Genomic DNA, 23,934 nt, shown 5'->3' with positions numbered 1-23,934 from the left:
GGAGGACTATCGATGCGAAAGGTACTGATTTTCGGTGGAACACGCTACTTTGGTCGACGGTTGGCATTACGGCTCGCGGAATCGGGGGATGATGTGACGATTGTCACGCGTGGGGAACATAGGCCGCCGGTCGCGAAGGGCTTGACATTTTTTAAAGGGGACCGGACATCAAGCAGTACGATGAAGGATCTTGGAAGTCAAAACTGGGATATCATCTATGACAATATTTGTTTTAATCCGTATCAGGCGAAGCTTGCGGTCGATGCCTTCGAAGGAAAAGTCGGGCGTTACATTCTGACGTCGACGATGTCGGTCTATGAGCAGGGCGGGACAAACATTTCCGAGCGGTCCTATAATCCGTTTCCCGGGAAATATGATCTTGAAAAAGAACATGATTACGGCGAAGGAAAACGTCAGGCGGAAAGTTATTTCTTCCAACGGGCGACTTTCCCGGTCATTGCCGTCCGTTTCCCGGTTGTCCTCGGACCGGATGATTACACGGAGCGGCTGATCTTTCATGTCAAACGGGCACTAGCCGATCAACCGGTCATCGCTGAAAATCTGTATGCGAAGATGGGATATATCTCGAGTTATGAAGCGGCAGCTTTCCTCGAGTGGTGCGGCCGTTCGACGATGACAGGACCAATTAATGCCGCGAGTGACGGCGTATTATCGATTCAGGACTTAATGGATAAGATTGATCACGTGGCAGGAACGACGTCACGGTTTGAGACGACAGGCGAAGAGCCGTCACCGCTTGCACCGGATCACGATTTCTATATGGATACGACGGCAGCCAAACAAGCAGGATATATCTTCCAACATGTTGATGACTGGCTTGATCGTTTGATTGAAGAGGAGGTCCGGAACCACAAATGATTACCTTAATTAAACCATCGCTGCACTTGGAACCGGAATACCTTGATTATGTATCAGAGTGGCAAGAATCCGGTGAAAGCATCGTTCCGAGTGTCGTCAGTAAAACGTTTCTGCCGTTGGAGGATTTTTTGGAAGAACAGGAACAAGAGGAACGGGTGGCCCCGACGAACTGGGTGACCCACTCGACGTATTGGTTGTATGACGGGGAAACGATTGTCGGTGCAGTCAATTTCCGGCATGATTTAAACGATCAATTGCAACAAGTCGGAGGGCATATCGGTTATGGCATTCGACCGAGTGCGCGCAATAAGGGGTATGCGACGGAAGGATTACGGCAAGCGCTTGAATTTGCGCGAAAGCGGGGACTTGCCTTCGTCTTGATCACCTGTAGTGCGGATAACACCGCATCCGGTCGTGTCATTTTGACAAACGGTGGTCAAGAAATCGAATCTTACATCAAAGAAGATGGAACACGGGTCCGGCGATTTATCATTCCACTATGAATACCGGATTTTTAACGATTCGACGAGCCGACATGGAAGACGCTGCTGCGATTGCCCGGATTCATGTCGCATCTTGGCGGGAAACATATCGGACGATTATTCCGGATGCATATCTCGATCAGTTATCTGCGGAGAAGCGGGAACCGGGTTGGCGGAACAGTCTTGCCGAAGGTCCGGTTTTTGTGGCACTTGATCAGACAAACGAAATCGTCGGTTTTGCGAATGGTGGACCAAATAGGGAAAATGATACGACGGAGGGAGAGCTGTACGCGCTCTATCTGTTGAAAAGCCATCAGGGGCAACGAACCGGTAAACGGTTGTTTGATCACGTGTTGGAAGATCTCAGGCGGAAAGGCTTCTTGTCTTGCATGGTAAGTGTGCTGGCAGATAACCCGTCCCGTCATTTTTACGAACGTTTCGGCGGACGACTCGTTTCCGAAAAAACCATCGAGCGGGGTGGGAAACAGCTGAGTGAGTGGACGTACCGAATTACACTCGATCCCGTATCCAACGCATAAGCCCAAAAAACAGCGTCCCTTCGATTTCCGAAATCGAAGGGACGCTGTTGTTCGTGATCACTTAATGATTTTTCACTTTTTCGAACAGACTTGTTGAGTGTTGCGGATGGCGGGCTGATGGATCAACAAGCAACTTCGCCTGGTTAACGGCAATCGGTGCTTCTCCGAAACCGGTCGCGATCAATTTGACACGACCGTCATACGTCGCGATGTCGCCGCAGGCAAATACGCCGGGAATCGCAGTTTCCATCTTCGAGTTGACACGGATGGAATTCCGTTCGAATTCGACCTCCCACTCTTTAAGCGGTCCGAGTGATGAGACGAAACCAAAGTTACAGACGACATCATCAGCACCGACGACAATCACTTCATCCGTTTCGGCATGTTTGAATGTCAGCGTCTCGATACTGTCTTCTCCGGTGACGGATTCAAGGGTATAAGGTGTCATGACATTGACGGACGAGTTATGCAACAATTCGACCGTATGCTCATGGGCGCGGAATTTATCGCGTCGGTGAACGAGTGTGACGGATTTCGCGATTGGCTCGAGCATCAGCGACCAGTCGACTGCGGAATCACCACCGCCGAGCAGGACGACCTGGCGATCTTTGAAGCGGTCCATCTCGTTGACGAAGTAGTGTAAGTTACTGCCTTCAAATCGTTCTGCGTCCGCGACACCGAGGGGACGAGCAGCAAATGAACCGTTCCCGGCTGTCAGGATGACGGTTTTCGTATAATGTTCCCCCTTGTTCGTGACAAGACGGATCAGTCCATCATCGAGACGTTCGTATGCAAGGACGGTTTCGCCGAGCACATACGTCGGATCAAATTCATTTGCCTGTTCCAGCAGCCGATCGACCAGGTCCTGGGCTTTGACTTTCGGGAAGCCGGCAATATCGTATATATATTTTTCAGGGTAGAGCGTCGCTAGCTGTCCGCCGAGTTGCGGCAGACTTTCGATGACTTTCGTCTTCATTTGACGCATCCCTGAGTAAAACGCGGTGAACAGCCCGACCGGACCGCCCCCGATAATCGTGACATCATATGGTTGGTGCATCTGAGTCCCTCCTAAAATTGGATACCTCTATTATATAGGAAGTAGGGTTCGATGTTGCAAGTACGGGACATCTCACATTTTTTTGGGTTTGCATAATTTCCCTTTGCAATCTATGATAGAAAATGGTTCAATAAACGTATAGACGTGTGAACATTATTTGAACAAAGTTTTTGAGCATTTATCTGCAATTGAATGTGAAGAAAATCACAACAAAACTATTATGCGTAAGGGGTATCAGAACATGAACACACCAAACATTGTTATTCTTGGAGCCGGCTACGGTGGATTGATCACAGCAGTCAACCTTCAAAAGAAACTTGGCGTCGACCAAGCCAACATCACATTAATCAACAAGCACGATTACCATTACCAAACAACGTGGCTACATGAACCAGCAGCAGGTACGATGTCTGCTGAACAAGCGCGTATCTATATCAACGATGTCATCAACCCTTCACGCGTCAAGCTTGTAAAAGGAATCGTCGAAAAAGTCGATACAGCAAGCAACACAGTGAAACTCGTCGACGGTGGAACAGTCCCTTACGATTATGTCGTCGTGGCACTCGGCGGAGTTCCTGAAACATTCGGAATCAAAGGATTGAAAGAGAACGCTCTAACAATCAGTTCATTGAACAGTGTCCGTAAAATCAAAGAGCACATCGACTACTCATTCGCAGAGTACAAAACGACAGGTTCAACAAACCGTTCACTCTTGACGATCGTCGTCGGTGGCGCTGGGTTCACGGGTATCGAGTTCATGGGTGAGCTCGTCAACCGGATTCCTGAACTTTGCAAACAATATGACATCCCGCGCGAACTCGTTCGTGTCGTCAACATCGAAGCTGCACCGACTGTTCTTCCAGGATTCGATGCAGATCTCGTAAACTACGCACATAAATGGCTTGAGCGCCAAGGCATCGAGTTTAAACTCGGTAACGGCATCAAGGAATGTGGACCGGGCAGCGTTACATTCGGACCGCTCCAAGGGGATACAACAGAAACAATCGAAGCGAACACAATCATCTGGACTGGTGGCGTCAGCGGTAACCCTGTTGTTGCAGCGTCTGGTTTTGAAGCAATGCGTAACCGTGTTGTCGTTCAAGAAGACCTCCGCGTTCCTGGGCATGAAAATGTCTTCATGATCGGTGACTGTTCAGCTGTTATGGATCCGGCTTCAAACCGCCCATACCCGCCGACAGCACAAATCGCAACACAACAGGCACATAAAGTGGCTGAAAACATTGCTGCACTCATCGGTGGACGTCAAACATCGACATTCACATACGAGAACAAAGGAACTGTCGCTTCACTTGGTCATAAAGATGGAATCGGAATGGTCTTCGGTAAGAAGATTTACGGCCGTAACGCATCGTTCATGAAAAAAGTCATCGACAACAAACATTTCCTTGAGCTTAAAAAGATTGGTCTTGCCATCAAAAAAGGTAAATTCTAAGTTCACGTTTTAGGCAAATGTACACTCGTGCATTTGCCTTTTTTGTCGGTTATACTAAAAGAGATTCAAAGGGGGAACATTATGCATATCATTCAAGCCGTGATCGGGAGTGTTCTATATCTCGTCATGTTCTTTAGTATCGGTTTTATCTTAAACATGTTGTTACGCAGTACGTGGATCATGCTTGTCCTGTATCCGATTATCATCATCATGATGATTGATAATCAGTCGACACTGGATTATTTCACGAATGCGCGTGAAGCAATCCCGAAACTCGGGGAACGCATCATGGGTCTGCAGACGGCGGATATCACGATGTTCGTTGCCGGTCTTGCCGGAATCATCATCGCCGGAATGTCAATTCGCTTCCTGCGTAAGAGCGGTTACCAAATGTTTTAAAGTCTACTTGAGTGAGTAGGCTTTTTTAGTATGTGAAAACACGTTATAATAAAATCAGTGTCTTTAAAAAAATGTGTAAGAGCAGATAGGGTTGAGAGCGAATGGATAAACAAATGTACCACGTTATCAAAGTCTTAAATAATAATGTCGTCATTTGTTCGACTGGTGCCAACCAGGAAGTCATTATCCTCGCAAAAGGGATTGGCTTCGGTCGGAAGCCAGGCGATCAACTAACGGATCTTGATAAATTGGAAAAAGTGTATACGTTAAAAGATAAAGACGAGCAAGCGCAGTACAAGGCGCTTGTCGGACATCTGGATGAAAACTTCATCGCTTTGATGAATGAGATCGTTTCAATGATCGAAACGCGATTCGGAAAACGGGTCGATGAGCACATTCATATCGGATTGACGGACCATTTGACGTTTACGTTCAAGCGGCTCGAACAGGGAATGGAAGTCACAAATCCGTTTCTTGCGGAAACGGAAGCGTTATATCCGGAAGAGTATGCGCTCGCTGAAGAAATCGTCGAATTCATCAGTGCCGAGATGAACTTTTATTTACCTCCGGCCGAAACAGGATTTATCGCCCTTCATATTCACTCGGCGACGAACTTCAAAGATGTCCTCGAAGTGAACCGGCATCATCAATTGGTCGGATTGATTGCCAGTCATATTGAACAACGATTACAGATTAAAATCGACCGGAAATCACTGGATTACAAGCGTTTAATCCGGCACTTGCGTTCAGCGATTGAAAGGGTTTCCAATGGGGAGTACCTAGAGGCGCCAGAAAAAGTAGAAAAGCTATTGCGCGAAGAATATCCGCTGTGCTATGATACTGCTTGGGAGCTGATGTCCATCATGGAACGTCAGTTGAAGAAAGCGGTACCGCGCGGTGAAGCGACGTATCTTACGATGCATCTGCAACGCTTAGTGCAGTACGATTTAGGTAAATGACCGCACGGACTACGTGTTACTGATACGATCAGGCATGAGTGGGATGTCGGGCAAGATGATTTATTTCCGTTATTTTTACGGGATAAGTGTATTTTGTCTACAATCCGCTCGTGCCTGATTTTTTTCTGTGAAAATCGGTCAGATGTCTGACTTTTTTCGACCTGTCATTGGTATTATTCCTTATTCTTAGCTCGTACATCAAAAGGAGGAAACACACATGTTCAAACAGATTTTCGCTGTTCTTCAACGTGTTGGTAAAGCGTTGATGCTTCCTGTTGCGATTTTGCCTGCTGCCGGGATCTTACTTGGATTCGGTAACGCGATGCAAAATCCGAACTTGACGTCAAAACTCGAGTTCTTAAAAAATGATGCAGTCATCAAGGTTGCAAAATTGATGGAAGCAGCCGGAGATATCATCTTCGGTAACTTAGCACTCTTATTCGCGGTCGGTGTCGCGATCGGATTAGCAGGGGACGGCGCAGCCGGACTTGCAGCCATCGTCGGATTCCTGATCATGAACAAAACAATGAGCGTTTGGCTCGGCGTTACACCAGAAATGGTCGCTAACGGACAAGGGTACTCTAACGTACTCGGTATCCCGACACTTCAAACAGGGGTTTTCGGTGGTATCATCATCGGTTTAATCGCAGCCTGGGCCTACGGGAAGTATCATAATCTCGAATTGCCGCAGTTCCTCGGATTCTTCGCAGGAAAACGTTTTGTTCCAATCGTTACAGCAGTTGTTTCATTATTCGCAGGTCTTGTACTTGTTTTCGTTTGGCCGTTCGCTCAAGACGGATTGAACACATTCTCCCACTTCATGATGGAGAAAAACCCGACTCTTGCAGCATTCGTCTTTGGTCTCATTGAACGTTCATTGATTCCATTTGGTCTTCACCATATCTTCTACGCACCATTCTGGTTCGAGTTCGGTTCTTACACGAACAAAGCCGGCACAGTTGTTCACGGTGACCAAGCGATCTTCTTCGCTCAGTTGAAAGATAACGTTGCATTGACAGCTGGTACATTCATGACTGGTAAATTCCCGTTCATGATGTTCGGTCTTCCTGCAGCAGCACTTGCTATGTACCATGAAGCACGCCCAGAGCGTCGCGCAGTCGTTGGTGGTCTTCTTGGATCAGCAGCACTTACAGCTTTCTTGACAGGTATCACAGAGCCAATCGAATTCGCATTCTTGTTCGTTGCTCCGATCTTGTTCGCAGTTCACGCAGTCTTCGCAGGTCTTTCGTTCATGACAATGCAATTGTTGAACGTTAAAATCGGTATGACATTCTCAGGTGGATTGATTGACTTCCTTCTCTTCGGTGTCCTTCCAGGACGCACGCAGTGGTGGCTCGTCATCGTCGTCGGTCTTGTTCTTGCAGTTGTTTACTACGTCGGATTCCGTTTCGCAATCCGCAAGTTCAACTTGAAAACACCAGGTCGTGAAGACGAAGTACAAGAGACATCAATGGCACAAGGTTCTGAACTCGCAGCTGGTATCCTTGATGCACTCGGTTCTGAATCAAACATCAAACACCTTGACGCATGTATCACACGTCTTCGTGTTGAAGTTCTTGATAAATCAAAAGTTGATAAAAACGAATTGAAAAAATTAGGTGCGGCTGGAGTACTTGAAGTTGGTAACAACGTTCAAGCCATCTACGGACCAAAATCAGATAACATTAAATCTGAGATTCAAGCCGTCATCAACTCACGTAAACAAGAAAAGTCAGTCTAATATTTAAAAGAGCTTTCCCAATTTGGGAAGGCTCTTTTTTTGTGGAAAGAAACATCAGACAAATAGTTTTGCGCAAGAAACATTAAGGGTATGAAGTAAGTAGTTTGGTCAAAAAAAGGAGGGAAATCACTGATGTGGAAAAATGTGTTCGGTGTATTGCAACGGATCGGTAAAGCTTTGATGTTACCGGTCGCAATCCTACCGGCAGCGGGGTTGCTCCTGGCGTTTGGTACGGCGTTTCAAAACCCGAATCTGACGCAGTATCTTCCGTTTCTCGAAAATGACGCACTGGTCGTCATTTGGCGGGTCATGCAGGATGCAGGGGATATCATCTTTGCCAACTTAGGATTACTGTTTGCCGTCGGGGTTGCGATTGGTCTTGCGAACGGTGAAGGGGTCGCAGGATTGGCCGCAATCGTCGGATTCCTGATCATGAACAAAGTTATCAGTTCATTTTTACAGATTACGCCTGAAAAGATTACAGAAGCACAAAAATCGAGTGATTTATCGTATGCGACCGTTTTAGGAATTCCGACCCTGCAAATGGGGGTGTTCGGAGGGATTATCGCCGGGTTGATTGCGGCGTACAGCTATAATAAATTCTTTAAGATTAAACTTCCGGATTTCCTTGGATTCTTTGCCGGTAAACGATTTGTACCGATTGCTACAGCGCTATTCAGTTTAGTCGCTGGTTTTGCCCTGTCTTATATTTGGCCACCAATCGGGACGGGGATCAATACGTTCTCGAAAACCATCATCGAATCAAACGAAACGTTATCTGCCTTCATCTTTGGATTAGTCGAACGTTCTCTCATTCCGTTTGGTCTCCACCATATTTGGTATTCAAGTTTTTGGTTCCAGTTCGGTGAATATACCGATAAAGCCGGTAATCTCGTTAACGGGGATCAGCGGATCTTCTTCGCCCAGTTAAAAGATGGTGTTCCATTTACAGCCGGAACGTATATGACCGGGAAATACCCGTTCATGATGTTTGGACTTCCTGCTGCGTGTCTTGCGATGTATCATACGGTTGCGAAGGATCGCCGGAAAGCGGTTGAAGGGTTATACTTCTCGGCTGCCCTGACTTCTTTCCTGACAGGGATTACTGAACCTGTCGAGTTTTCATTCGTATTCGTTGCCCCGTTATTGTTTGCAGTTCACGCTGTGTTTGCCGGATTGTCATTCATGATCATGGACATCTTAAACGTCAAGATCGGGATGACCTTCTCCGGAGGATTGATTGACTATACGTTGTTCGGTATTTTACCAAACCGAACCTCCTGGTGGCTCGTCATTCCGGTCGGTCTTGTCTTCGCGGTCATTTATTACTTCGGCTTCCGTTTCGTCATCCAGAAATTTGATCTGAAGATTCCTGGACGTGAAGCGATTCAGGAAGGGGCAGCGACAGCCGGTGCGACAGCTGGTGAATTGCCATATGAAATTCTCCAGGCATTTGGCGGACCTTCCAATATCAAACATTTGGATGCCTGTATCACACGGCTCCGGATTACCGTCAATGATAAATCCGGTGTCAATAAAGAGCGCTTGAAACAGTTGGGTGCTGCCGGTGTCCTCGAAGTCGGGGATAACGTTCAGGCTATCTTCGGTCCGAAATCGGACGGTATCAAGACTGAGATGGCAGAAATCATGAACGATCCGAATTATCAACCACCAGTCAAACCGGAAGCCGATCCGATTCCGCAGGTTCCGACAGGCGCGGAAGCACGGACGGAAAACCGGACAGATGACCGGTCCGGATTAGCCGGAACAGATGGTGCCTATGTCCCGAGCGAAGGATACGTCTCGCCACTCAGCGGTGTGATTCGTTCTCTCGATGATGTACCGGATCAAGTCTTCTCCGGACGGATGATGGGTGACGGTTATGCCATCGAACCGACGGAAGGATATGTCGTGTCACCTGTTTCCGGTGAAATTACGACCTTCTTCCCGACCAAACATGCGATTGGTATTTTGGCCGATAACGGGGATGAAATTTTGATTCATATCGGTATTGATACAGTATCGCTCGAAGGAAAAGGATTTGAAGCGCTCGCGAAAGCCGGCGACCGGGTCGAACCAGGTTCACCGTTATTGAACGTCGATCTGGAACAAATCCGACCACTTGTCCCATCATTGCTCACACCAATCATCGTCACGAACAGCGGCGACCGGAAAGTCTCCGTTGATGTTGGTAAAACCGTTGAAGCGGGTGAAAAGATTTCGTATGACATTAAATAAGAAGTGGATGCTGAACACGGCTCCGATTTTGGAGTCGTGTTTTTTTTGTATTCCGTGAACATTTAACGATGAGATTTTGCACATATGATGATACAATGAATAAGCTATTATGAAGATTAGCTATTTTTTGATAAGAAAGAGGTGAGTCGATGGCTACGACTTCGACAAAAACACGTTATGTCGTGTTAGGATTACTGATCGGGATTTTAGTGGCAGCAATGGATAATACGATTGTTGCGACAGCGATGCCGACGATTGTCAGCGAATTAAACGGCTTCGACCAATATGCGTGGGTCACATCGGCTTACATGATTGCGACTGTAGCGGGGATGCCGATCTTTGGTAAGTTAAGTGATATGTACGGGCGGAAGCGATTCTTCTTATTCGGCATGTTGCTGTTCATCACAGGGAGTATCCTGTGTGGAATGGCAGACTCGATTGTTGAACTTTCCGTGTATCGTGCGATTCAAGGTTTGGGTGGCGGAGCGTTAATGCCGATTGCCTTTACCATCATCTTTGATATTTTCCCGCCTGAAAAACGTGGGAAAGTCAGTGGTTTGTTCGGGGCCGTCTTCGGAATTTCAAGTATTTTTGGTCCGTTGCTGGGTGCCGTCTTAACAGATGCCATCAACTGGCGTTGGGTCTTTTACATCAATATTCCCCTCGGATTATTGGCGCTTGCCCTTGTTTCTCTGTTTTACAAGGAGTCACCGATTCACCGGACACAAAAAATCGATTATGCCGGTGCTGTGACGTTAGTGGCAGGACTTGTTTTGTTCTTGCTGGCCCTTGAGATGGGCGGAAAAGACTATGCGTGGAACTCACCGCAAATTCTCGGTTTATTTGGCGGGGCGCTTGTTGCCTTCATCGTCTTCGGGTTCATCGAACGCCGGGCAGCGGACCCTGTCATCACGTTCAGTTTATTTAGACGGCAACTGTTTGCGGCGACACAAGGCGTAGCCTTCTTTTACGGTTTTGTCTTCATCTCTGCCAGTGTCTTCATTCCGATTTTTGTCCAAGGTGTCTTCGGGGGCAGTGCGACCAACTCGGGTCTGATCTTGATGCCGATGCTGATTGCATCCGTTGTCTCCGCCCAGCTCGGCGGACGATTACCGAATAAATACGGATTCCGGAATGTCATGCTTGTCTCAGCGGTCTTCTTCTTGTTAGGAGTGTATCTCTTAAGTACGATGTCGCTTGAAACATCGCGTACCGCCATCACAATCTATATGATCATTTTAGGATTTGGTGTCGGCTTCAGCTTCTCGTTACTCAACCTGGCAAGTATCAACGGGATTGAGATGCAACGACGGGGTGCGGCCACATCAATGGGGTCGACGTTCCGAACGATCGGCATGACGCTCGGTGTTACCGTCCTTGGCATCGTCCAATCGCGGACCTTCTCATCGACGATCAGTGAACAGTTGCCGGGTGGAAACGCACCGGATGGCGGACAATTCCCGACGGCTTCAGCCCTTGCGAAAATGCCGCCGGAAGTAGCGAATGCGATCAAATCGTCACGTGCCGAATCAATTTCGTCGGTCTATCTGTGGGCATTGATTCCAGCCGTACTCGGTGTCGTCTTTGTCTGCCTGATGGGCAATGAACGCCCGACGTTAAAAGAAGGACAAGGTGAACGACCGAAAACAAAGCAAGCATAACATGTAGGTAAATCTGTTTAGTTAAGCATCAACAAAAAAGGAAAGGGGATGTCGAATCCGCTTTCCTTTTTTTGTTGTTTGAAATCATTCGATGCACGAGACTCTTACAGGAAAAAGCGCACGTGCAAACTGCGCTGTCAGAGAAAAACAAGACCCGCTTTTCTGCCCACACTGGGCAGGAAAACTGGCTTGTGTCTCGCCTGAGGAAAGCGAGTGCAGGGAGGGATGATTTCGACGTAGGCTAATCCGAGTTCCCGCACAAAGTATAAGGAAAAGAGAGTACTTTGTTAACACGACAAAAAAACACGCCCCGAGATGGGACGTGTCCGAAATACCTTATTTTTTGATATCGAACGTTGTGCTGAGGAAGTTAACGACATCTTCCGCTGTGTCCATATCGAGTACTTGTTCGACGATTGCTTCACACTCTGCTTTGTTCAAGCGAGTCATCAAGCTACGTGCGCGAAGGACTGAAGAAGCAGACATTGAGAATTCGTCGAGTCCGAGTCCGAGAAGGATTGGAAGTGCGAGTTCTTCTCCTGCCATCTCACCACACATGCCGACCCATTTGCCTGCTTTGTGTGCTTCTGTGATGACGTTGTTCAAAAGGTTCAAGATAGCCGGGTTAAACGGTTGATAGAGGTATGAAACTTTCTCATTCATCCGGTCAGCCGCCATCGTGTATTGAATCAAGTCGTTTGTTCCGACTGAGAAGAAGTCGACTTCTTTTGCGAATTGTTTCGCCATGACAGCTGTTGAAGGAATCTCGACCATCATACCGACTTCAACGTCTTCTGAAACTGTCACACCTTCTGCTTGAAGGTTTGCTTTTTCTTCGAGAAGAAGTGCTTTTGCTGCACGGAATTCTTCGAGTGTCGCGATCATTGGGAACATGACAGCAAGTTTTCCATACGCGCTCGCCCGGAGAAGGGCACGGAGTTGCGTCCGGAAGAGATCCGTTTGATCGAGGCAAAGACGAATCGCGCGGTATCCGAGGAACGGGTTCATCTCATGCGGGAGATCGAGATAAGACAATTCCTTGTCGCCACCGATATCGAGCGTCCGGATGACGACTTTTTTATCGCCCATCGATTCGAGAACCGTTTTGTATGCTGTGAACTGCTCGTCTTCCGTCGGGAACGTTTCCGCATCCATGTAAAGGAACTCTGTCCGGTAGAGTCCGACTGCTTCCGCGCCGTTCTCAAGGACACCTTTAACATCGTTTGGTGTTCCGATGTTTGCTGCAAGCTCGACATGATGTCCGTCAGCAGTGACTGTTTTTTCGTTTTTGAGTTTTTTCCACTCTTCTTTTTGCGCGATGTACGCTGAACGTTTTTCTTCGTATTCTGCGATTTGTTCGCTTGAAGGATTGACGATGACGTCACCCTCTGTTCCGTCAAGGATCAAGAAATCACCGTGTTTGACTTCCGTCAAGACGACTTTTGTTCCGACGACAGCCGGGATTTCAAGAGAACGGGACATGATTGCCGAGTGCGAAGTCCGTCCACCGATGTTCGTAGCAAATCCTTTTGCATACTTCCGGTTGAGTTGTGCTGTATCTGAAGGTGTTAAATCTTCGGCAATGATGATGACCTCTTCATTGATTTGAGCCGGTGTAACGAATGTGATACCGAGCAAGTGGGCCATTGTCCGTTTTGTAACGTCACGGACATCGGCTGCACGCTCGCGCATGTATTCGTTATCCATCGATTCAAAAATCATGACCATCATCTGTGACACTTCATCAAGTGCTTGTGCTGCATTGGTTTTTTCATCGTCAATTTTTGCGTTGACTTGGCTGACGATTTCCGGGTCTTCCAGGATCAACAAGTGAGCTGAGAAGATTTCCGCTTTGTCTGCACCGAGTTCTTTTAATGTGTTTTCGCGGATGATTTCAAGTTCACCCTTCGACTTAACGATGGCGGCTTGGAAACGTTCCTTTTCTGCTGCCGAGTCCTCGATTTTATGCGTCGGAATGTCAAAGACAGGTGTTTCCATTACGAATGCCTTTGCAATCGCAATCCCTGCAGAAGCGCCAATTCCTTTGATGTGCTGTGCCATGTGCATTACCCTCTTTTCAGTAAGTTTTTTCGCCGCAGCGACGTCATTTCTTTGCTATCTATAGATACCCATAAACGCATCTCTCTTAACGGGTCGCTTGCGGACTCTCCCTTTGAATGAAAACGTAGACATTTCTGTCGTTGCCAAATGACCGTTAAATAGAAGTGCCTGTCCTTTTCACCTGTTTAATCCTATCATATTGTGAAACGGGCAACAATTGTTTGAAACGTTCCAAATCGACAAATTAAAGAACGTCTTTTTTGAGAGCGGTTTCATTCGTCTCGAAGGCTATCAGTTGGAAAATCAGATCAAACGCTTCATACTTATACCTATCACTAAAGGGGGATTTGAATATGCGATGGAATCAAGTAGATCCACAAGCTCATGTCGAAGTACTCGTTGTCGGTATTTCAGGAAACCAGCCGGTTGAGGAACGGATCCGGTCACTATATCCGGATCGTTTGGATGAATGGGTACGCCGCGGGGATATCTCAACGAAACAAGGAGAACTCCGTTTGCTGCCGACACTGACGGGAACGGTGGAACGAGTGTTATTCGTCGGTCTTGGCAAGGCGGAAGGACTTACGACGGACGGTCTGCGCCGGTTATTCGGAAAAGCGGCTCAGTTCCTGAAGGCACGCCAGCTGTCCAAAGTAACGATTGACGCGACGACCTTCCCGGATCAACCGGTCGAACTGATTGCCGAGACGTTTGGCTTATCTACATATGAAGTCAAACATTACAAAACCAACACCCGTGCGACATATGATCTGGATGTAACAATCTGGTCAGACGCCGGCGAACAGGCGGTCGAACGTGGAGCGGCACTCGCACAAGCGACGAATCTCGCGCGCCGCCTTGTCACGATGCCCGGAAACTTATTGACGGCACCGGCTTTGGCGGATGAAGCCCGCTTTATTGCCGAGCGTCACGGGCATGAGTTGAAGATTCTTGAAAAAGCCGACATGGAAGCACTCGGAATGGGCGCATTGCTTGCGGTCAATCAAGGATCAACAATTCCACCGAAGCTGATTGTCCTTGAATACAAAGGAGCAGGCGACGACGCTCCGATTGCAGTCGTCGGAAAAGGCGTGACGTTCGATACCGGCGGTTACTCGATTAAACCAAAAGACGGGATTGTCGGGATGAAAGGGGATATGGGGGGAGCGGCAGCCGTCCTCGGATTATTCGAAGCGCTCGGTCACCTAAAACCGAACGTCAATGTCCTCGGTGTCATTCCGGCGACGGATAACATGATTTCCGGTGACGCCTTCAAACCGGATGATGTCATCACGTCGATGGCAGGGAAAACAATTGAAATTCTGAATACGGATGCAGAAGGACGACTTGTCCTCGCAGACGCTGTCACCTATGCGAAAGAATATAAACCGAAGATGATCATTGATCTTGCTACGCTGACAGGCGGAGTGTTAGTGGCACTCGGGACAGAAATTACCGGCGCCTTGACGAATGATGCCGGTCTGTACGAACGATTCGAAGCCGTAACAAAAGAGACGAATGAGATGGTCTGGCAGATGCCGTACGTCGATCAGTTCATCAAGCAAGTCCGCCGCTCGGATGTCGCCGACTTAAACAATTCACCGGGACGAATGGGACATATGATTTTCGGTGGTGCGTTCGTTGGTGAATTTGTGGGCGACACACCATGGCTCCACCTTGATATCGCGGGGACGTCCGAACAGAAAGCCGCGACGGAGCTCGGTCCAAAAGGGGCGACCGGTGTCATGGTCCGCAGTCTCTATCATTTCGTCGAACGCGAAAAATGATGCGCCTAAACAGTGTCCTCGTGTTGGTAACGATCATCAGTATTGTTTGGTACCTGGATTCACGGGAACAGATTCCTTTAGCAGCAGCGACTTTCTTCGGCGTCTTTACGATATTATCGCTGCTCAAGAGTCTGCGGGAGAAGTCCAATGGACGTCACCGGAATTGATGCGGCAAAAGCCGGATGGGTCGCCGTTTCGATTAAAGACGGTCAGTTTTCCTGGACCGTCGCTTCATCGCTCGACGAAATCGAATGCGGGACCCGGACCTATATCGACATGCCGGTCGGACTGGAAGAAAACACACGGCGGGCGGTCGACCGGTTACTACGGGAAGAATTGAAGCCCGGCCGGACGAGTAGCGTCTTTAACGCCCCGTTACGGACTGCACTTGAACAACCGGACTATCACACAGCAAACGACTATTCAAAGCAACACGCAGGTTTTGGTTTATCGAAACAAGCCTGGTACCTGTTGCCGAAAATCGAGCAGGTTCGGACCCATTACCAACCGGGATGGGTCGAATCCCATCCGGAAGTCTGTTTTGCCCGACTGACGGGTCATCCGGCACGTCACAGTAAACGGACGGTCGAGGGAGTGACGGAACGGATTGCATTGTTGCAACGGTATGCTTGTCCGGCTTACTGGGAACTCAACGTGCGTGGTGTCGCGACGGACGATTGGATCGATGCTTGTCTGCTTGCGATTGCGGCAACGTTACCGGCGGTTTATTTGCCGGCTGATTGCCCCGTTGATATAACCGGATTTCCCTTATATGCAGCTTTACCAAAAAAGATCACCTTCACCGAAACGGTGTAGGTGATCCTTTGATAAAGTCCCAAAGATAATGAAAGATTTGAGCGTTGTGTAGTGCTTTAATGATGACCGCAATCAAGGGGCCTAAAATTAATCCGAAGACACCGAATACCTGAATGCCGACAAACAAGGCGATCAAAGCGGTGATCGGTTGGATACCGATATTATCGCCGACGATTTTAGGTTCCATGATATTGCGTTGTAAGATGACGATTGCATAAAGGATAGCGAGACCGATGGCGAGACCCGTATCTCCCGTAATGATGGAATAGGCAATCCAAGGCAAGAAGACGGAGCCGGTTCCAAGGTAGGGCAGGATATCAAAAAATGCTGCGATAAAGGCGATGGCAAACGGATGCTCGACGCCGATGATCAACAGTCCAATCAGGACGATGAAAAAGGTAATCGTAATCAATGTCAGTTGCGCTTTAATATAACCGAATAAAGCAGACCGGAGACTCGTGACGACCGATTCGGCACGGGCGAACCACGGTAACATCTCGTATTTTTTCAATCGCAGCTCATACCGGTGCCAGTCTTTGGAGATGAAGAACCAGGCGAGCAAGACGATGACTAAAATCAACGCGATGGACGGCAGTGTGGCTAAAACCGTCTGCAACATCCCGGCAACGCTTTTCGAGCCTTCACCGATGGCACTGGCAAGTGAACTGCCGAGTGACTGGATACTGTTTTGGACGGTGTTTTGTTGTGACGGTTCAAGCGACCGGAGGGCTTCCGACGCATCGTTCCAAATGGGAGCCAGCTTTTCATTGTAGAGTTTCTGGAAATAAAGACTCAGCTCCTGGATTTGGGCCGGCAACTGATTGGCGACAAACACAAGTCCGCGAATCAACTGCATGATGATCAGGACGAGTGAGCCGATCAACAAACCGCTCATTAAAATAATCGATAGCAGAGCGCCCCAACCGCGGTTGATCCGAAGCCGCTTTTGGAAAAAGTCGACGAGCGGCCGACTGAATAAAGCCAGTAAAAAAGCAAAGACGAACGGGTACATGAAAGAAGACAAGCGAATTATCAGCCAACCGGTGAAAAAGATGGCAAGGATGACGCCAATGAAACGGGCTATTTGCCATAAACGTTCAGTCGACATAAGCAACACCTCTTACTATGTATGTAATGTCATCATCATATCATGTTTGCCAGACGAACGTATCATTCAAAAGGAGGAATTCAGATGAAACGAAAAGAAATGGGAGTACTCGTCTCACTCGCCGTTGCAAGCGGTCTCGCTGTCCGTGAATGGCGTAAGAATAAACAGTTTGCCAAACGATTTAAGGAACAATCGGAAGACCGAATCGTGAAAGGAATGGCGGAGGTGCAGGACGATGCAGGAGATGATTCTTCTTCAGCAAAAGGTTGATGAAACGATTCGGGCGCTTGGCGGATACTTTCGTCCATTGTCTGGACTAGCCCGTTTGATTGAGGAAGTCGGTGAAGTGGGGGAAGCGCTCGAAACTGGAGATGAGTTGTCATTTCAGGCGGAACTGGTGGATGTCCTGATGATCTCGACCTGTCTTGCGAATCAATACGTTACGGATTTGGCACAGCAGCATCAACAGCTCGGAACGATGGAAGACGAGGGGCAAGGTTCGTTTTACCGCCTCGTTCATGAAGCGGGGCAGGTCGCCCGTGTGATGAACGGATATGAAGGGGACAAACCCCCAAAACAGACGGAAGATATCATTCCGATCGGGATGTCGCTTGCCCGTCTTCAACGGGAGTTGTTCCGACTGGTCCGTCCTCACGGCATCAATCTTCTGCAGGAAATCGATCGTACAAACGAAAAGAATTTAAATCGTGACCGCAAACGGTTTGCGTTAACACGTGATCCGGTGACGGAAGCGACGATTGATCATTTCCGGAGTGCGACCGGTAATACGGAACGTCTCTGGGGGGCACCGGCTTATGAAAGTGATCTCGCGCTTGAGGCGCATATTCAAGCGGCTTTACCGTCGCTCCGCCGGTTCCTGCGTTGCGCCCGGATTGAAGGGATTGCCGGATTCGTTATCGAAGCTCCGATGGAACGGACGGACAGTTTGCGGAGCGTCAAAGATCAAGCGGATGAAATCGGCCGGATCGTTAAAGAGCAGACACCGTTGTCGTTTAAAGAAGCACCGTACCGGATTGATGTCTACGCACCGCAACTGGGTCCCGTGTCACCGTATCATGCGGAAGATGATCACCGGATGTTCCTCGTACTACATGTCGATGAGTAAACCAAAAAACGTCCATTCCAGTCGGAACGGACGTTTTTTGTATGGTTTATCTTGAAGGATTCGATAATTCGACTTGCTTTTGATTCAAGTGTTGCATGAAACGGTTGATCCGGTGAATCGCCTGCTGGAGCTGTTCGATCGAACTGGCATAACTGGCCCGGACATACCCTTCACCGCTTGCGCCGAAGACAGAACCGGGGACGACCGCAACGCGTTCCGCGAGCAACAGTTGTTCTGCGAACTCTTCGCTCGTCAAACCCGTCCCACCGATATACGGGAAGGCATAAAATGCTCCGCCCGGCGAATGCGTCGGCAATCCGGCATCGTTGAGCGCCTTGACGAAGTAGTTCCGGCGTTGGCGGTAACTGCGGACCATATCCGGAACGGTCTTGTGACGCGAGCGTAACGCTTCGATTCCGGCGAACTGAACGAGCGTCGGGGCACACATCATCCCGTACTGATGAACTTTAAGCATCGCCTGGCTGATCGCGGGAGGAGCACAGGTGAAACCGAGCCGCCAACCGGTCATTGCAAAGGCTTTAGAGAATCCGTTGATGACAATCGTCCGCTCCCGCATGTCAGGGAGAGTCGCAAAACAGGTCGGCTCATCTTCATACGAAAGTTCGGCGTAGATTTCATCGCTGATGACATAAAGATCATGTTTCTTCGCGAGTAACGCAAGATCGGCCAATTGATCGCGTGTCATGACGGAACCGGTCGGATTCGACGGGAAACAAAAGATGATGGCTTTTGTCCGCTCTGTCATGACGGCTTCAATCGTTTCCGGCTGAATCGTAAACCCGTCCTCTGCGCGACAGGCTGCCGCGACCGGAATACCGCCCGCCAGTTCAATCAACGGAGCATAAGAGACGAAGGCAGGTTCGACGACGATGACTTCATCACCCGGATTGATCAAGGTCCGGAAGGCCAAATCCAGTCCTTCCGACGCACCGGTCGTGACGATGATTTCATCTGCGACCCGGTAATCAATCGAAAATTTTTCTTGCATGTACAACTTGATTTCTTGGCGTAATTCGACTAATCCGGCATTGGCACTGTATGCCGTATAACCTTGTTCGAGCGCCGCGAAGCTGGCTTCCCGAACGTTCCAAGGCGTAACGAAATCGGGCTCACCGACACCAAGCGAGATGACATCTTCCATCGAACCGGCCAAATCGAAAAATCGCCGGATGCCGGAGGGTGCCAACCGTTCGACACGTTCAGATAAATGTTTCATGGAGACACCTTCAATCGTTTGTCCTCATCATCCTGGCTGAATAAAACACCATCATGTTTATACGTTTTCAGACGGAAGTGTGTTGTCGTCGAAATCACGGAATCGAGTGTCGATAGTTTTTCCGAGACGAACTGTGAGACTTCCTGCAGTGATTTTCCATCGAGGACGACTTGTAAATCGTAGGCTCCTGACATCAGGTAGAGTGATGTCACTTCCGGGAAACGATGAATCCGTTCTGCGACTTCATCAAAACCGCGCCCCCGTTTCGGCGTTACTTTAACATCGATAAAGGCGGTCACGCCGTGATGGGCGTGGATTTTTTGCCAGTCGATGACGGCTGTATAACCGAGCAGGACACCGTCTTGTTTAAATGTTTCGAGTGAGGATAACACCTCATCCTCTGTCAAATTAAGCATTTGAGCGGCCAGGACAGGATCGACCGGTCCGTTCTGTGTCAATAATTCAAGTAGTTCCAGTTGTTTGTCTGTATACACAATCATCACTCGCTTTCTGTCAGGCAACCATTGAACGTCCGGCGTGTCTCGCGCAGGCGCGAGCGGCGTTCCTCTTGCACGATGTGGAAATTTTTCATATCAGTTGTCGGAAGATGATGCTTCTCGACGAGACGGTCGAAATAGACGCGGCGCGATGCATCCTGCTTCGCCGATTGGTGGTTACCCGAAGGATTAAACGCATACAGGACGGTCGCCCGGGCCGGGTGCAGAACGAGATGATCCTGCCCGACACGTAAAATCCAGTCCCAGTCCCAATAGTTGAAGACGTCTTCGTCAAATAAACCAAGCTCTTCGTGAAGCGACTTCCGGTAAAGTGAACCGGACGGGATATAAGTCGAATCCTCTTTCATCGCTTCCCGGTCATACGGATAAGCGAACGGTTCCGTTGTTTTGACGACACGATGATCCTGTTGCCATTCGTAGGTGAACAGTTCCGCATCGACGTACGTTAAGTCCGCTCCGGCTTCGAGATCGCCGACGGCTTCTTCGATATGTGAAGGTAACAATAAATCATCATCGTCGTGGAGAAGAATATACCTTCCGTTTGCTAACGAGACACCGTGGTTTCTTGCCCGGACATGGTGATTTTCCGGCAAATCAATTGCCGTGATCGTCAGCTTGTCCTGAAAATCGGCAACGACGGAAGTCAGCGGCTCTCCATTATTGTTCAAGATGATGACTTCAAAATCCTGATAGATTTGTTTGGTCAGTGCGGTCAGTGCTTCGCGCAACTCACGCAACCGGTTATATGTGGGGATGATGACTGAGACCATCGGCATTTAAGTCGTCTCCTTAGAACAAAGACACCCTTGAAATTCAGGTGTCCTTGTGAGATATTTACATTTTTTCTTCGATTGTCGGAAGTAAGACATTCCATTCAGCGTCAGCTTCTTTTGTGACGGTGACGAAATCACCGTATGCAAATAGATTATCGATGCCGTCAATCGTGATGAGTGATGCGAGCAAAGCGTCTTCCGGTGTATCCCCTTTTTTGACGCTGGTGCTTTTGGCACCGAAGCGGTCTCCGTCGAGGGTGATTTTTACTGAGTTCGGGTTAGGCGTGTAATCAACTTGCATAATCAGTCTCCTTTCAAAGTTCACACGAATCTTCACATAAAAGTAAGTTCGTTGCGAGTAAAATCAATTCCTGCTGATCCGGTCTTTCATCAAAAGATTCTTCAAAAACGATCCCGATTGCTTCCGCAAGCGGGCTTATTTGATCATGAACCGTCAGTAATCTTAGTATAGCAGACATTTCCGTCGGATAATTTCCTTCTCCTAGGTGAAATGGATCATATTTTTTTAAAAGTTCTTCTGAACTCATAATCAATAAAACTCCTTATCTCAATATATCTCAAAAGGCGGTAATCCGCCTTTTCAAATTTGTTTGACCTGATTTTCAATGCAAGGGGTTATTTTTTAGGCATTCAGTGATAACCTATATCTTGTAGATAAATAGGTTTAAAAATGCCTGAAACGTCTATATATAGAGTGAGGATTAAAATGTTCTTTCTATATGTAGGGCGTCTTTTTTTAGTTTAGCGCATTTTTTACGGTAACGGAACCTATTTTAAAGTTAGAGAATGGGAGTGGTTCATAGTGGCATCTCCACTGAATACAGCACGCATCTATCAAGGTGCAATGACAATAGAAGATGTATATACGGTGATCCGTCAGATTACGGCAGCGTACTCAGAGCTCGACGTCGAACGTTATACAGAACGGGCGATTCGGGCACTCGAAGGGAAGACGTTACAGGCGGATCAAGTCTATGAACTCTTAACAATGCATGCACTTGACATGTTAAAGGCAGAGGAACCGAATTGGACATTCGTTGCGACAGCAACGTACTTGAACCGGTTGTATCTGGAAGCAAGTGAAAATCGCGGCTACGCAGCGGAAGAACGGTACGGTTCACTTTATCACTTGATTGAAAAATTAACGGAGATTGGTATTTTTACGCCACACCTCTTAGAAACATATACGAAAGAAGAAGTCGAAGAACTTGCGGCATCGATTGATCCGTCACGTGATCATCTGTTCACGTATATCGGACTCCGGACATTATCCGACCGTTACTTAGCGCGCGACCACGTCAAAAAATTATACGAATTGCCGCAGGAACGTTTCATGATCATCGCCATGACACTCATGCAGACAGAACCGAAAGAGCGCCGGATCGAGCTCGTCAAAGAGTCTTACTGGGCACTGTCGAACCTCTACATGACGGTTGCGACACCGACTTTATCAAACGCCGGTAAATCATACGGCCAACTGTCTTCATGCTTCATCGACACGGTCGATGATTCGCTTCGGGGCATCTATGATTCCAACACCGATGTCGCGACGCTCTCAAAAGGCGGCGGCGGAATCGGCGTCTACATGGGGAAAATCCGGTCACGCGGATCGGATATCAAAGGCTTTAAAGGCGTATCGAGCGGTGTCATTCCGTGGATGAAACAATTAAACAATACAGCAGTCAGTGTCGATCAGCTTGGTATGCGCCAAGGTTCGATTGCTGTTTACCTCGATATCTGGCATAAAGACATCCTTGAGTTCCTTGATGCGAAATTAAATAACGGGGACGAGCGGTTACGGACACACGATTTGTTCACAGGCGTCAGCTTACCGGACCATTTTATGCGGACGGTCGAAGCACGCGGCGACTGGTACTTGTTTGACCCGCACGAAATTCGGACCGTCATGGGCTTCAGCCTTGAAGATTCGTTTGACGAAACGGAACAAGGTGGCAGTTTCACGGAAAAATATACAGCCTGTGTCAACGAACCGCGTCTGAGCCGGACGAAAGTACCGGCGATCGATCTCGTCAAACGTTATATGCGTTCGCAGCTTGAAACGGGTACACCGTACATGTTCTTCCGCGATGCGGTGAACCGTGCCAACCCAAATAAACATGCGGGAATGATTTACTCGTCCAACCTCTGTTCGGAAATCATGCAAAACATGAGTCCGACGACGGTGACGGAAGAGTACACGGAAGACGGCAAAATCATCATCACGAAAACACCGGGCGATTTTGTTGTCTGTAACTTGTCTTCGATCGCACTCGCACGTGCAGTCCGTGAAAATGTGCTCGAACGGTTGATTCCGATTCAGATGCGGATGCTCGATAACGTCATCGATCTCAATACGATCGACGTACCGCAAGCACAGATCACGAACCAAAAATACCGTGCCGTCGGTCTCGGGACATTCGGCTGGCACCATCTGCTCGCTCTCGAAGGCATCCGCTGGGAGTCGGTCGAGGCCGTCCAGTACGCCGACCGTCTTTATGAAAAAATCGCCTATTTGACGATTGACGCGTCGATGCAACTGGCGAAAGAAAAAGGGGCTTACCGTCTCTTTGAAGGATCGGAGTGGCAGACCGGGGAATACATTGCCCGCCGTCACTACAAAACAACGCCTGAACTGAACTGGGATCGTCTGCAGGCAGATATCACAGCACATGGTATGCGGAATGCCTATCTGATGGCGGTCGCACCGAACTCGTCGACGGCGATCATCGCCGGCAGTACAGCGTCGATTGATCCGATTTACAAGAAAGTTTACGCGGAAGAAAAGAAAAACTACAAGATTCCGGTCACAGTGCCCGATTTAACACCGGAAACGAACTGGTTCTATAAATCAGCGTTTGAGATTGATCAACTCTGGAGCATTCGTCAAAATGCCTCACGTCAACGTCATATTGACCAAGCGATCAGTTTTAATCTCTACGTTAAAAACAGCGTCAAAGCAAAAGAGTTACTCGAGATGCACATGGAAGCATGGCAACTCGGGATGAAGACGATTTACTACACACGTTCGACGACTGTCGAAATCGATGAATGTGAGTCGTGTTCATCATAAGAGAAGGAG

General features: G+C 48.4%; 23 protein-coding genes. 15 read left to right on the top strand and 8 right to left on the bottom strand.

What is annotated here, in order from left to right; genetic code table 11:
- Positions 1 to 12 precede the first annotated feature (12 nt).
- Genes EXIG_RS11810 through EXIG_RS11800 form a run of 3 tightly spaced genes read left to right on the top strand, consistent with a single transcriptional unit; the run spans position 13 to position 1,900 of the window.
- The gene (locus tag EXIG_RS11810; protein ID WP_041261702.1) at positions 13 to 879 is read left to right on the top strand and encodes an NAD-dependent epimerase/dehydratase family protein; all 867 of its coding nucleotides are present in this window, start codon (positions 13 to 15) and stop codon (positions 877 to 879) included.
- Positions 876 to 1,382: a GNAT family N-acetyltransferase gene (locus EXIG_RS11805; protein WP_012371183.1), complete on the top strand. Its 507-nt coding sequence runs from the start codon at positions 876 to 878 to the stop codon at positions 1,380 to 1,382. Before EXIG_RS11810 ends, EXIG_RS11805 begins: the two co-directional genes overlap by 4 nt.
- Entirely contained in the window at positions 1,379 to 1,900 is a 522-nt protein-coding gene (locus tag EXIG_RS11800; protein ID WP_012371182.1) for a GNAT family N-acetyltransferase, read from the top strand. Before EXIG_RS11805 ends, EXIG_RS11800 begins: the two co-directional genes overlap by 4 nt.
- Before the next feature lie 61 nt (positions 1,901 to 1,961).
- Here the strand turns inward: EXIG_RS11800 and EXIG_RS11795 are convergent, their stop codons facing one another.
- A complete protein-coding gene (locus EXIG_RS11795) occupies positions 1,962 to 2,957 on the bottom strand; it encodes an NAD(P)/FAD-dependent oxidoreductase (RefSeq protein ID WP_012371181.1) in 996 nt (331 codons plus the stop codon).
- A 241-nt stretch (positions 2,958 to 3,198) separates the two neighbouring features.
- Between EXIG_RS11795 and EXIG_RS11790 the strand changes: the two genes are divergently transcribed.
- The 6 genes from EXIG_RS11790 to EXIG_RS11765 all read left to right on the top strand — a co-directional run bounded on the left by EXIG_RS11790 (position 3,199) and on the right by EXIG_RS11765 (position 11,408).
- Positions 3,199 to 4,410, top strand: coding sequence for an NAD(P)/FAD-dependent oxidoreductase (locus tag EXIG_RS11790; RefSeq protein WP_012371180.1), 1,212 nt, complete (start codon positions 3,199 to 3,201; stop codon positions 4,408 to 4,410).
- Between the two features lie 81 nt (positions 4,411 to 4,491).
- A complete protein-coding gene (locus EXIG_RS11785) occupies positions 4,492 to 4,809 on the top strand; it encodes a YuiB family protein (RefSeq protein WP_012371179.1) in 318 nt (105 codons plus the stop codon).
- A gap of 101 nt (positions 4,810 to 4,910) precedes the next feature.
- Entirely contained in the window at positions 4,911 to 5,768 is an 858-nt protein-coding gene (glcT, locus tag EXIG_RS11780) for a glucose PTS transporter transcription antiterminator GlcT (protein WP_012371178.1), read from the top strand.
- Positions 5,769 to 5,985: 217 nt separating this feature from the next.
- Positions 5,986 to 7,509, top strand: a complete 1,524-nt coding sequence (ptsG, locus tag EXIG_RS11775; protein ID WP_012371177.1) for a glucose-specific PTS transporter subunit IIBC — start codon at positions 5,986 to 5,988, stop codon at positions 7,507 to 7,509.
- Positions 7,510 to 7,641: 132 nt separating this feature from the next.
- Positions 7,642 to 9,747: a glucose-specific PTS transporter subunit IIBC gene (ptsG, locus tag EXIG_RS11770; protein ID WP_012371176.1), complete on the top strand. Its 2,106-nt coding sequence runs from the start codon at positions 7,642 to 7,644 to the stop codon at positions 9,745 to 9,747.
- 149 nt (positions 9,748 to 9,896) lie between these two features.
- Positions 9,897 to 11,408 carry an MDR family MFS transporter gene (locus EXIG_RS11765; RefSeq protein ID WP_012371175.1) on the top strand — a complete coding sequence of 504 codons (1,512 nt, stop codon included), beginning with the start codon at positions 9,897 to 9,899 and terminating at the stop codon, positions 11,406 to 11,408.
- A gap of 336 nt (positions 11,409 to 11,744) precedes the next feature.
- Here EXIG_RS11765 and ptsP read toward each other — a convergent pair whose 3' ends face one another.
- Positions 11,745 to 13,469 (bottom strand): phosphoenolpyruvate--protein phosphotransferase, encoded by a 1,725-nt coding sequence (gene ptsP, locus EXIG_RS11760; protein WP_012371174.1) that lies wholly within the window; start codon positions 13,467 to 13,469, stop codon positions 11,745 to 11,747.
- A 353-nt stretch (positions 13,470 to 13,822) separates the two neighbouring features.
- Here ptsP and EXIG_RS11755 point away from each other — a divergent pair, with 353 nt between their 5' ends.
- From EXIG_RS11755 to EXIG_RS11750, 3 genes are read left to right on the top strand one after another with little or no spacing between them, the layout of a single operon-like run.
- Positions 13,823 to 15,256, top strand: a complete 1,434-nt coding sequence (locus EXIG_RS11755; protein WP_012371173.1) for a leucyl aminopeptidase — start codon at positions 13,823 to 13,825, stop codon at positions 15,254 to 15,256.
- Positions 15,257 to 15,276: 20 nt separating this feature from the next.
- A complete protein-coding gene (locus tag EXIG_RS15950) occupies positions 15,277 to 15,423 on the top strand; it encodes a hypothetical protein (protein ID WP_167315850.1) in 147 nt (48 codons plus the stop codon).
- Entirely contained in the window at positions 15,404 to 16,072 is a 669-nt protein-coding gene (locus EXIG_RS11750; RefSeq protein ID WP_012371172.1) for a DUF429 domain-containing protein, read from the top strand. Before EXIG_RS15950 ends, EXIG_RS11750 begins: the two co-directional genes overlap by 20 nt.
- On the opposite strand, the gene ytvI is transcribed toward EXIG_RS11750, so the two are convergent.
- Positions 16,056 to 17,180, bottom strand: coding sequence for a sporulation integral membrane protein YtvI (gene ytvI / locus EXIG_RS11745; RefSeq protein ID WP_012371171.1), 1,125 nt, complete (start codon positions 17,178 to 17,180; stop codon positions 16,056 to 16,058). The two genes, EXIG_RS11750 and ytvI, sit on opposite strands and share 17 nt — an antisense overlap.
- Positions 17,181 to 17,264: 84 nt before the next feature.
- Between ytvI and EXIG_RS11740 the strand changes: the two genes are divergently transcribed.
- Entirely contained in the window at positions 17,265 to 17,450 is a 186-nt protein-coding gene (locus tag EXIG_RS11740) for a hypothetical protein (RefSeq protein ID WP_012371170.1), read from the top strand.
- The gene (locus tag EXIG_RS11735; RefSeq protein WP_234944536.1) at positions 17,416 to 18,306 is read left to right on the top strand and encodes a MazG nucleotide pyrophosphohydrolase domain-containing protein; all 891 of its coding nucleotides are present in this window, start codon (positions 17,416 to 17,418) and stop codon (positions 18,304 to 18,306) included. Before EXIG_RS11740 ends, EXIG_RS11735 begins: the two co-directional genes overlap by 35 nt.
- Positions 18,307 to 18,352: 46 nt before the next feature.
- Here the strand turns inward: EXIG_RS11735 and EXIG_RS11730 are convergent, their stop codons facing one another.
- Genes EXIG_RS11730 through EXIG_RS11710 form a run of 5 tightly spaced genes read right to left on the bottom strand, consistent with a single transcriptional unit; the run spans position 18,353 to position 21,382 of the window.
- Positions 18,353 to 19,543 (bottom strand): aminotransferase, encoded by a 1,191-nt coding sequence (locus tag EXIG_RS11730; RefSeq protein ID WP_012371168.1) that lies wholly within the window; start codon positions 19,541 to 19,543, stop codon positions 18,353 to 18,355.
- Complete coding sequence (locus EXIG_RS11725) at positions 19,540 to 20,043, bottom strand: Lrp/AsnC family transcriptional regulator (RefSeq protein WP_012371167.1); 504 nt, start codon at positions 20,041 to 20,043, stop codon at positions 19,540 to 19,542. Before EXIG_RS11725 ends, EXIG_RS11730 begins: the two co-directional genes overlap by 4 nt.
- Complete coding sequence (locus tag EXIG_RS11720; RefSeq protein WP_012371166.1) at positions 20,043 to 20,837, bottom strand: glycosyltransferase family 2 protein; 795 nt, start codon at positions 20,835 to 20,837, stop codon at positions 20,043 to 20,045. The genes EXIG_RS11725 and EXIG_RS11720 overlap by 1 nt, the downstream gene beginning before the upstream one ends.
- Positions 20,838 to 20,895: 58 nt before the next feature.
- Positions 20,896 to 21,135, bottom strand: coding sequence for a NifU N-terminal domain-containing protein (locus EXIG_RS11715; protein WP_012371165.1), 240 nt, complete (start codon positions 21,133 to 21,135; stop codon positions 20,896 to 20,898).
- 13 nt (positions 21,136 to 21,148) lie between these two features.
- Complete coding sequence (locus EXIG_RS11710) at positions 21,149 to 21,382, bottom strand: DUF1871 family protein (RefSeq protein WP_012371164.1); 234 nt, start codon at positions 21,380 to 21,382, stop codon at positions 21,149 to 21,151.
- Between the two features lie 317 nt (positions 21,383 to 21,699).
- Here EXIG_RS11710 and EXIG_RS11705 point away from each other — a divergent pair, with 317 nt between their 5' ends.
- Positions 21,700 to 23,925, top strand: a complete 2,226-nt coding sequence (locus EXIG_RS11705; protein WP_234944618.1) for a ribonucleoside-diphosphate reductase subunit alpha — start codon at positions 21,700 to 21,702, stop codon at positions 23,923 to 23,925.
- The last annotated feature ends 9 nt before the right edge of the window (positions 23,926 to 23,934 follow it).

This window comes from Exiguobacterium artemiae 255-15, assembly GCF_000019905.1.
Classification (GTDB): domain Bacteria; phylum Bacillota; class Bacilli; order Exiguobacteriales; family Exiguobacteriaceae; genus Exiguobacterium_A; species Exiguobacterium_A artemiae.
The sequence above is the reverse complement of the archived record's forward strand: the minus strand, read 5'-3'. Positions and strand labels throughout refer to the sequence as shown.

Bases quoted from the DNA above. Each gene is read 5' to 3' on its own strand.
- EXIG_RS11810 (WP_041261702.1), top strand. From the start codon at position 13: ATGCGAAAGGTACTGATTTTCGGTGGAACACGCTACTTTGGTCGACGG.
- EXIG_RS11805 (WP_012371183.1), top strand. From the start codon at position 876: ATGATTACCTTAATTAAACCATCGCTGCACTTGGAACCGGAATACCTT.
- EXIG_RS11800 (WP_012371182.1), top strand. From the start codon at position 1,379: ATGAATACCGGATTTTTAACGATTCGACGAGCCGACATGGAAGACGCT.
- EXIG_RS11795 (WP_012371181.1), bottom strand. From the start codon at position 2,957: ATGCACCAACCATATGATGTCACGATTATCGGGGGCGGTCCGGTCGGG.
- EXIG_RS11790 (WP_012371180.1), top strand. From the start codon at position 3,199: ATGAACACACCAAACATTGTTATTCTTGGAGCCGGCTACGGTGGATTG.
- EXIG_RS11785 (WP_012371179.1), top strand. From the start codon at position 4,492: ATGCATATCATTCAAGCCGTGATCGGGAGTGTTCTATATCTCGTCATG.
- glcT (WP_012371178.1), top strand. From the start codon at position 4,911: ATGGATAAACAAATGTACCACGTTATCAAAGTCTTAAATAATAATGTC.
- ptsG (WP_012371177.1), top strand. From the start codon at position 5,986: ATGTTCAAACAGATTTTCGCTGTTCTTCAACGTGTTGGTAAAGCGTTG.
- ptsG (WP_012371176.1), top strand. From the start codon at position 7,642: ATGTGGAAAAATGTGTTCGGTGTATTGCAACGGATCGGTAAAGCTTTG.
- EXIG_RS11765 (WP_012371175.1), top strand. From the start codon at position 9,897: ATGGCTACGACTTCGACAAAAACACGTTATGTCGTGTTAGGATTACTG.
- ptsP (WP_012371174.1), bottom strand. From the start codon at position 13,469: ATGGCACAGCACATCAAAGGAATTGGCGCTTCTGCAGGGATTGCGATT.
- EXIG_RS11755 (WP_012371173.1), top strand. From the start codon at position 13,823: ATGCGATGGAATCAAGTAGATCCACAAGCTCATGTCGAAGTACTCGTT.
- EXIG_RS11750 (WP_012371172.1), top strand. From the start codon at position 15,404: ATGGACGTCACCGGAATTGATGCGGCAAAAGCCGGATGGGTCGCCGTT.
- ytvI (WP_012371171.1), bottom strand. From the start codon at position 17,180: ATGTCGACTGAACGTTTATGGCAAATAGCCCGTTTCATTGGCGTCATC.
- EXIG_RS11740 (WP_012371170.1), top strand. From the start codon at position 17,265: ATGAAACGAAAAGAAATGGGAGTACTCGTCTCACTCGCCGTTGCAAGC.
- EXIG_RS11735 (WP_234944536.1), top strand. From the start codon at position 17,416: ATGCAGGAGATGATTCTTCTTCAGCAAAAGGTTGATGAAACGATTCGG.
- EXIG_RS11730 (WP_012371168.1), bottom strand. From the start codon at position 19,543: ATGAAACATTTATCTGAACGTGTCGAACGGTTGGCACCCTCCGGCATC.
- EXIG_RS11725 (WP_012371167.1), bottom strand. From the start codon at position 20,043: ATGATTGTGTATACAGACAAACAACTGGAACTACTTGAATTATTGACA.
- EXIG_RS11720 (WP_012371166.1), bottom strand. From the start codon at position 20,837: ATGCCGATGGTCTCAGTCATCATCCCCACATATAACCGGTTGCGTGAG.
- EXIG_RS11715 (WP_012371165.1), bottom strand. From the start codon at position 21,135: ATGCAAGTTGATTACACGCCTAACCCGAACTCAGTAAAAATCACCCTC.
- EXIG_RS11710 (WP_012371164.1), bottom strand. From the start codon at position 21,382: ATGAGTTCAGAAGAACTTTTAAAAAAATATGATCCATTTCACCTAGGA.
- EXIG_RS11705 (WP_234944618.1), top strand. From the start codon at position 21,700: ATGACAATAGAAGATGTATATACGGTGATCCGTCAGATTACGGCAGCG.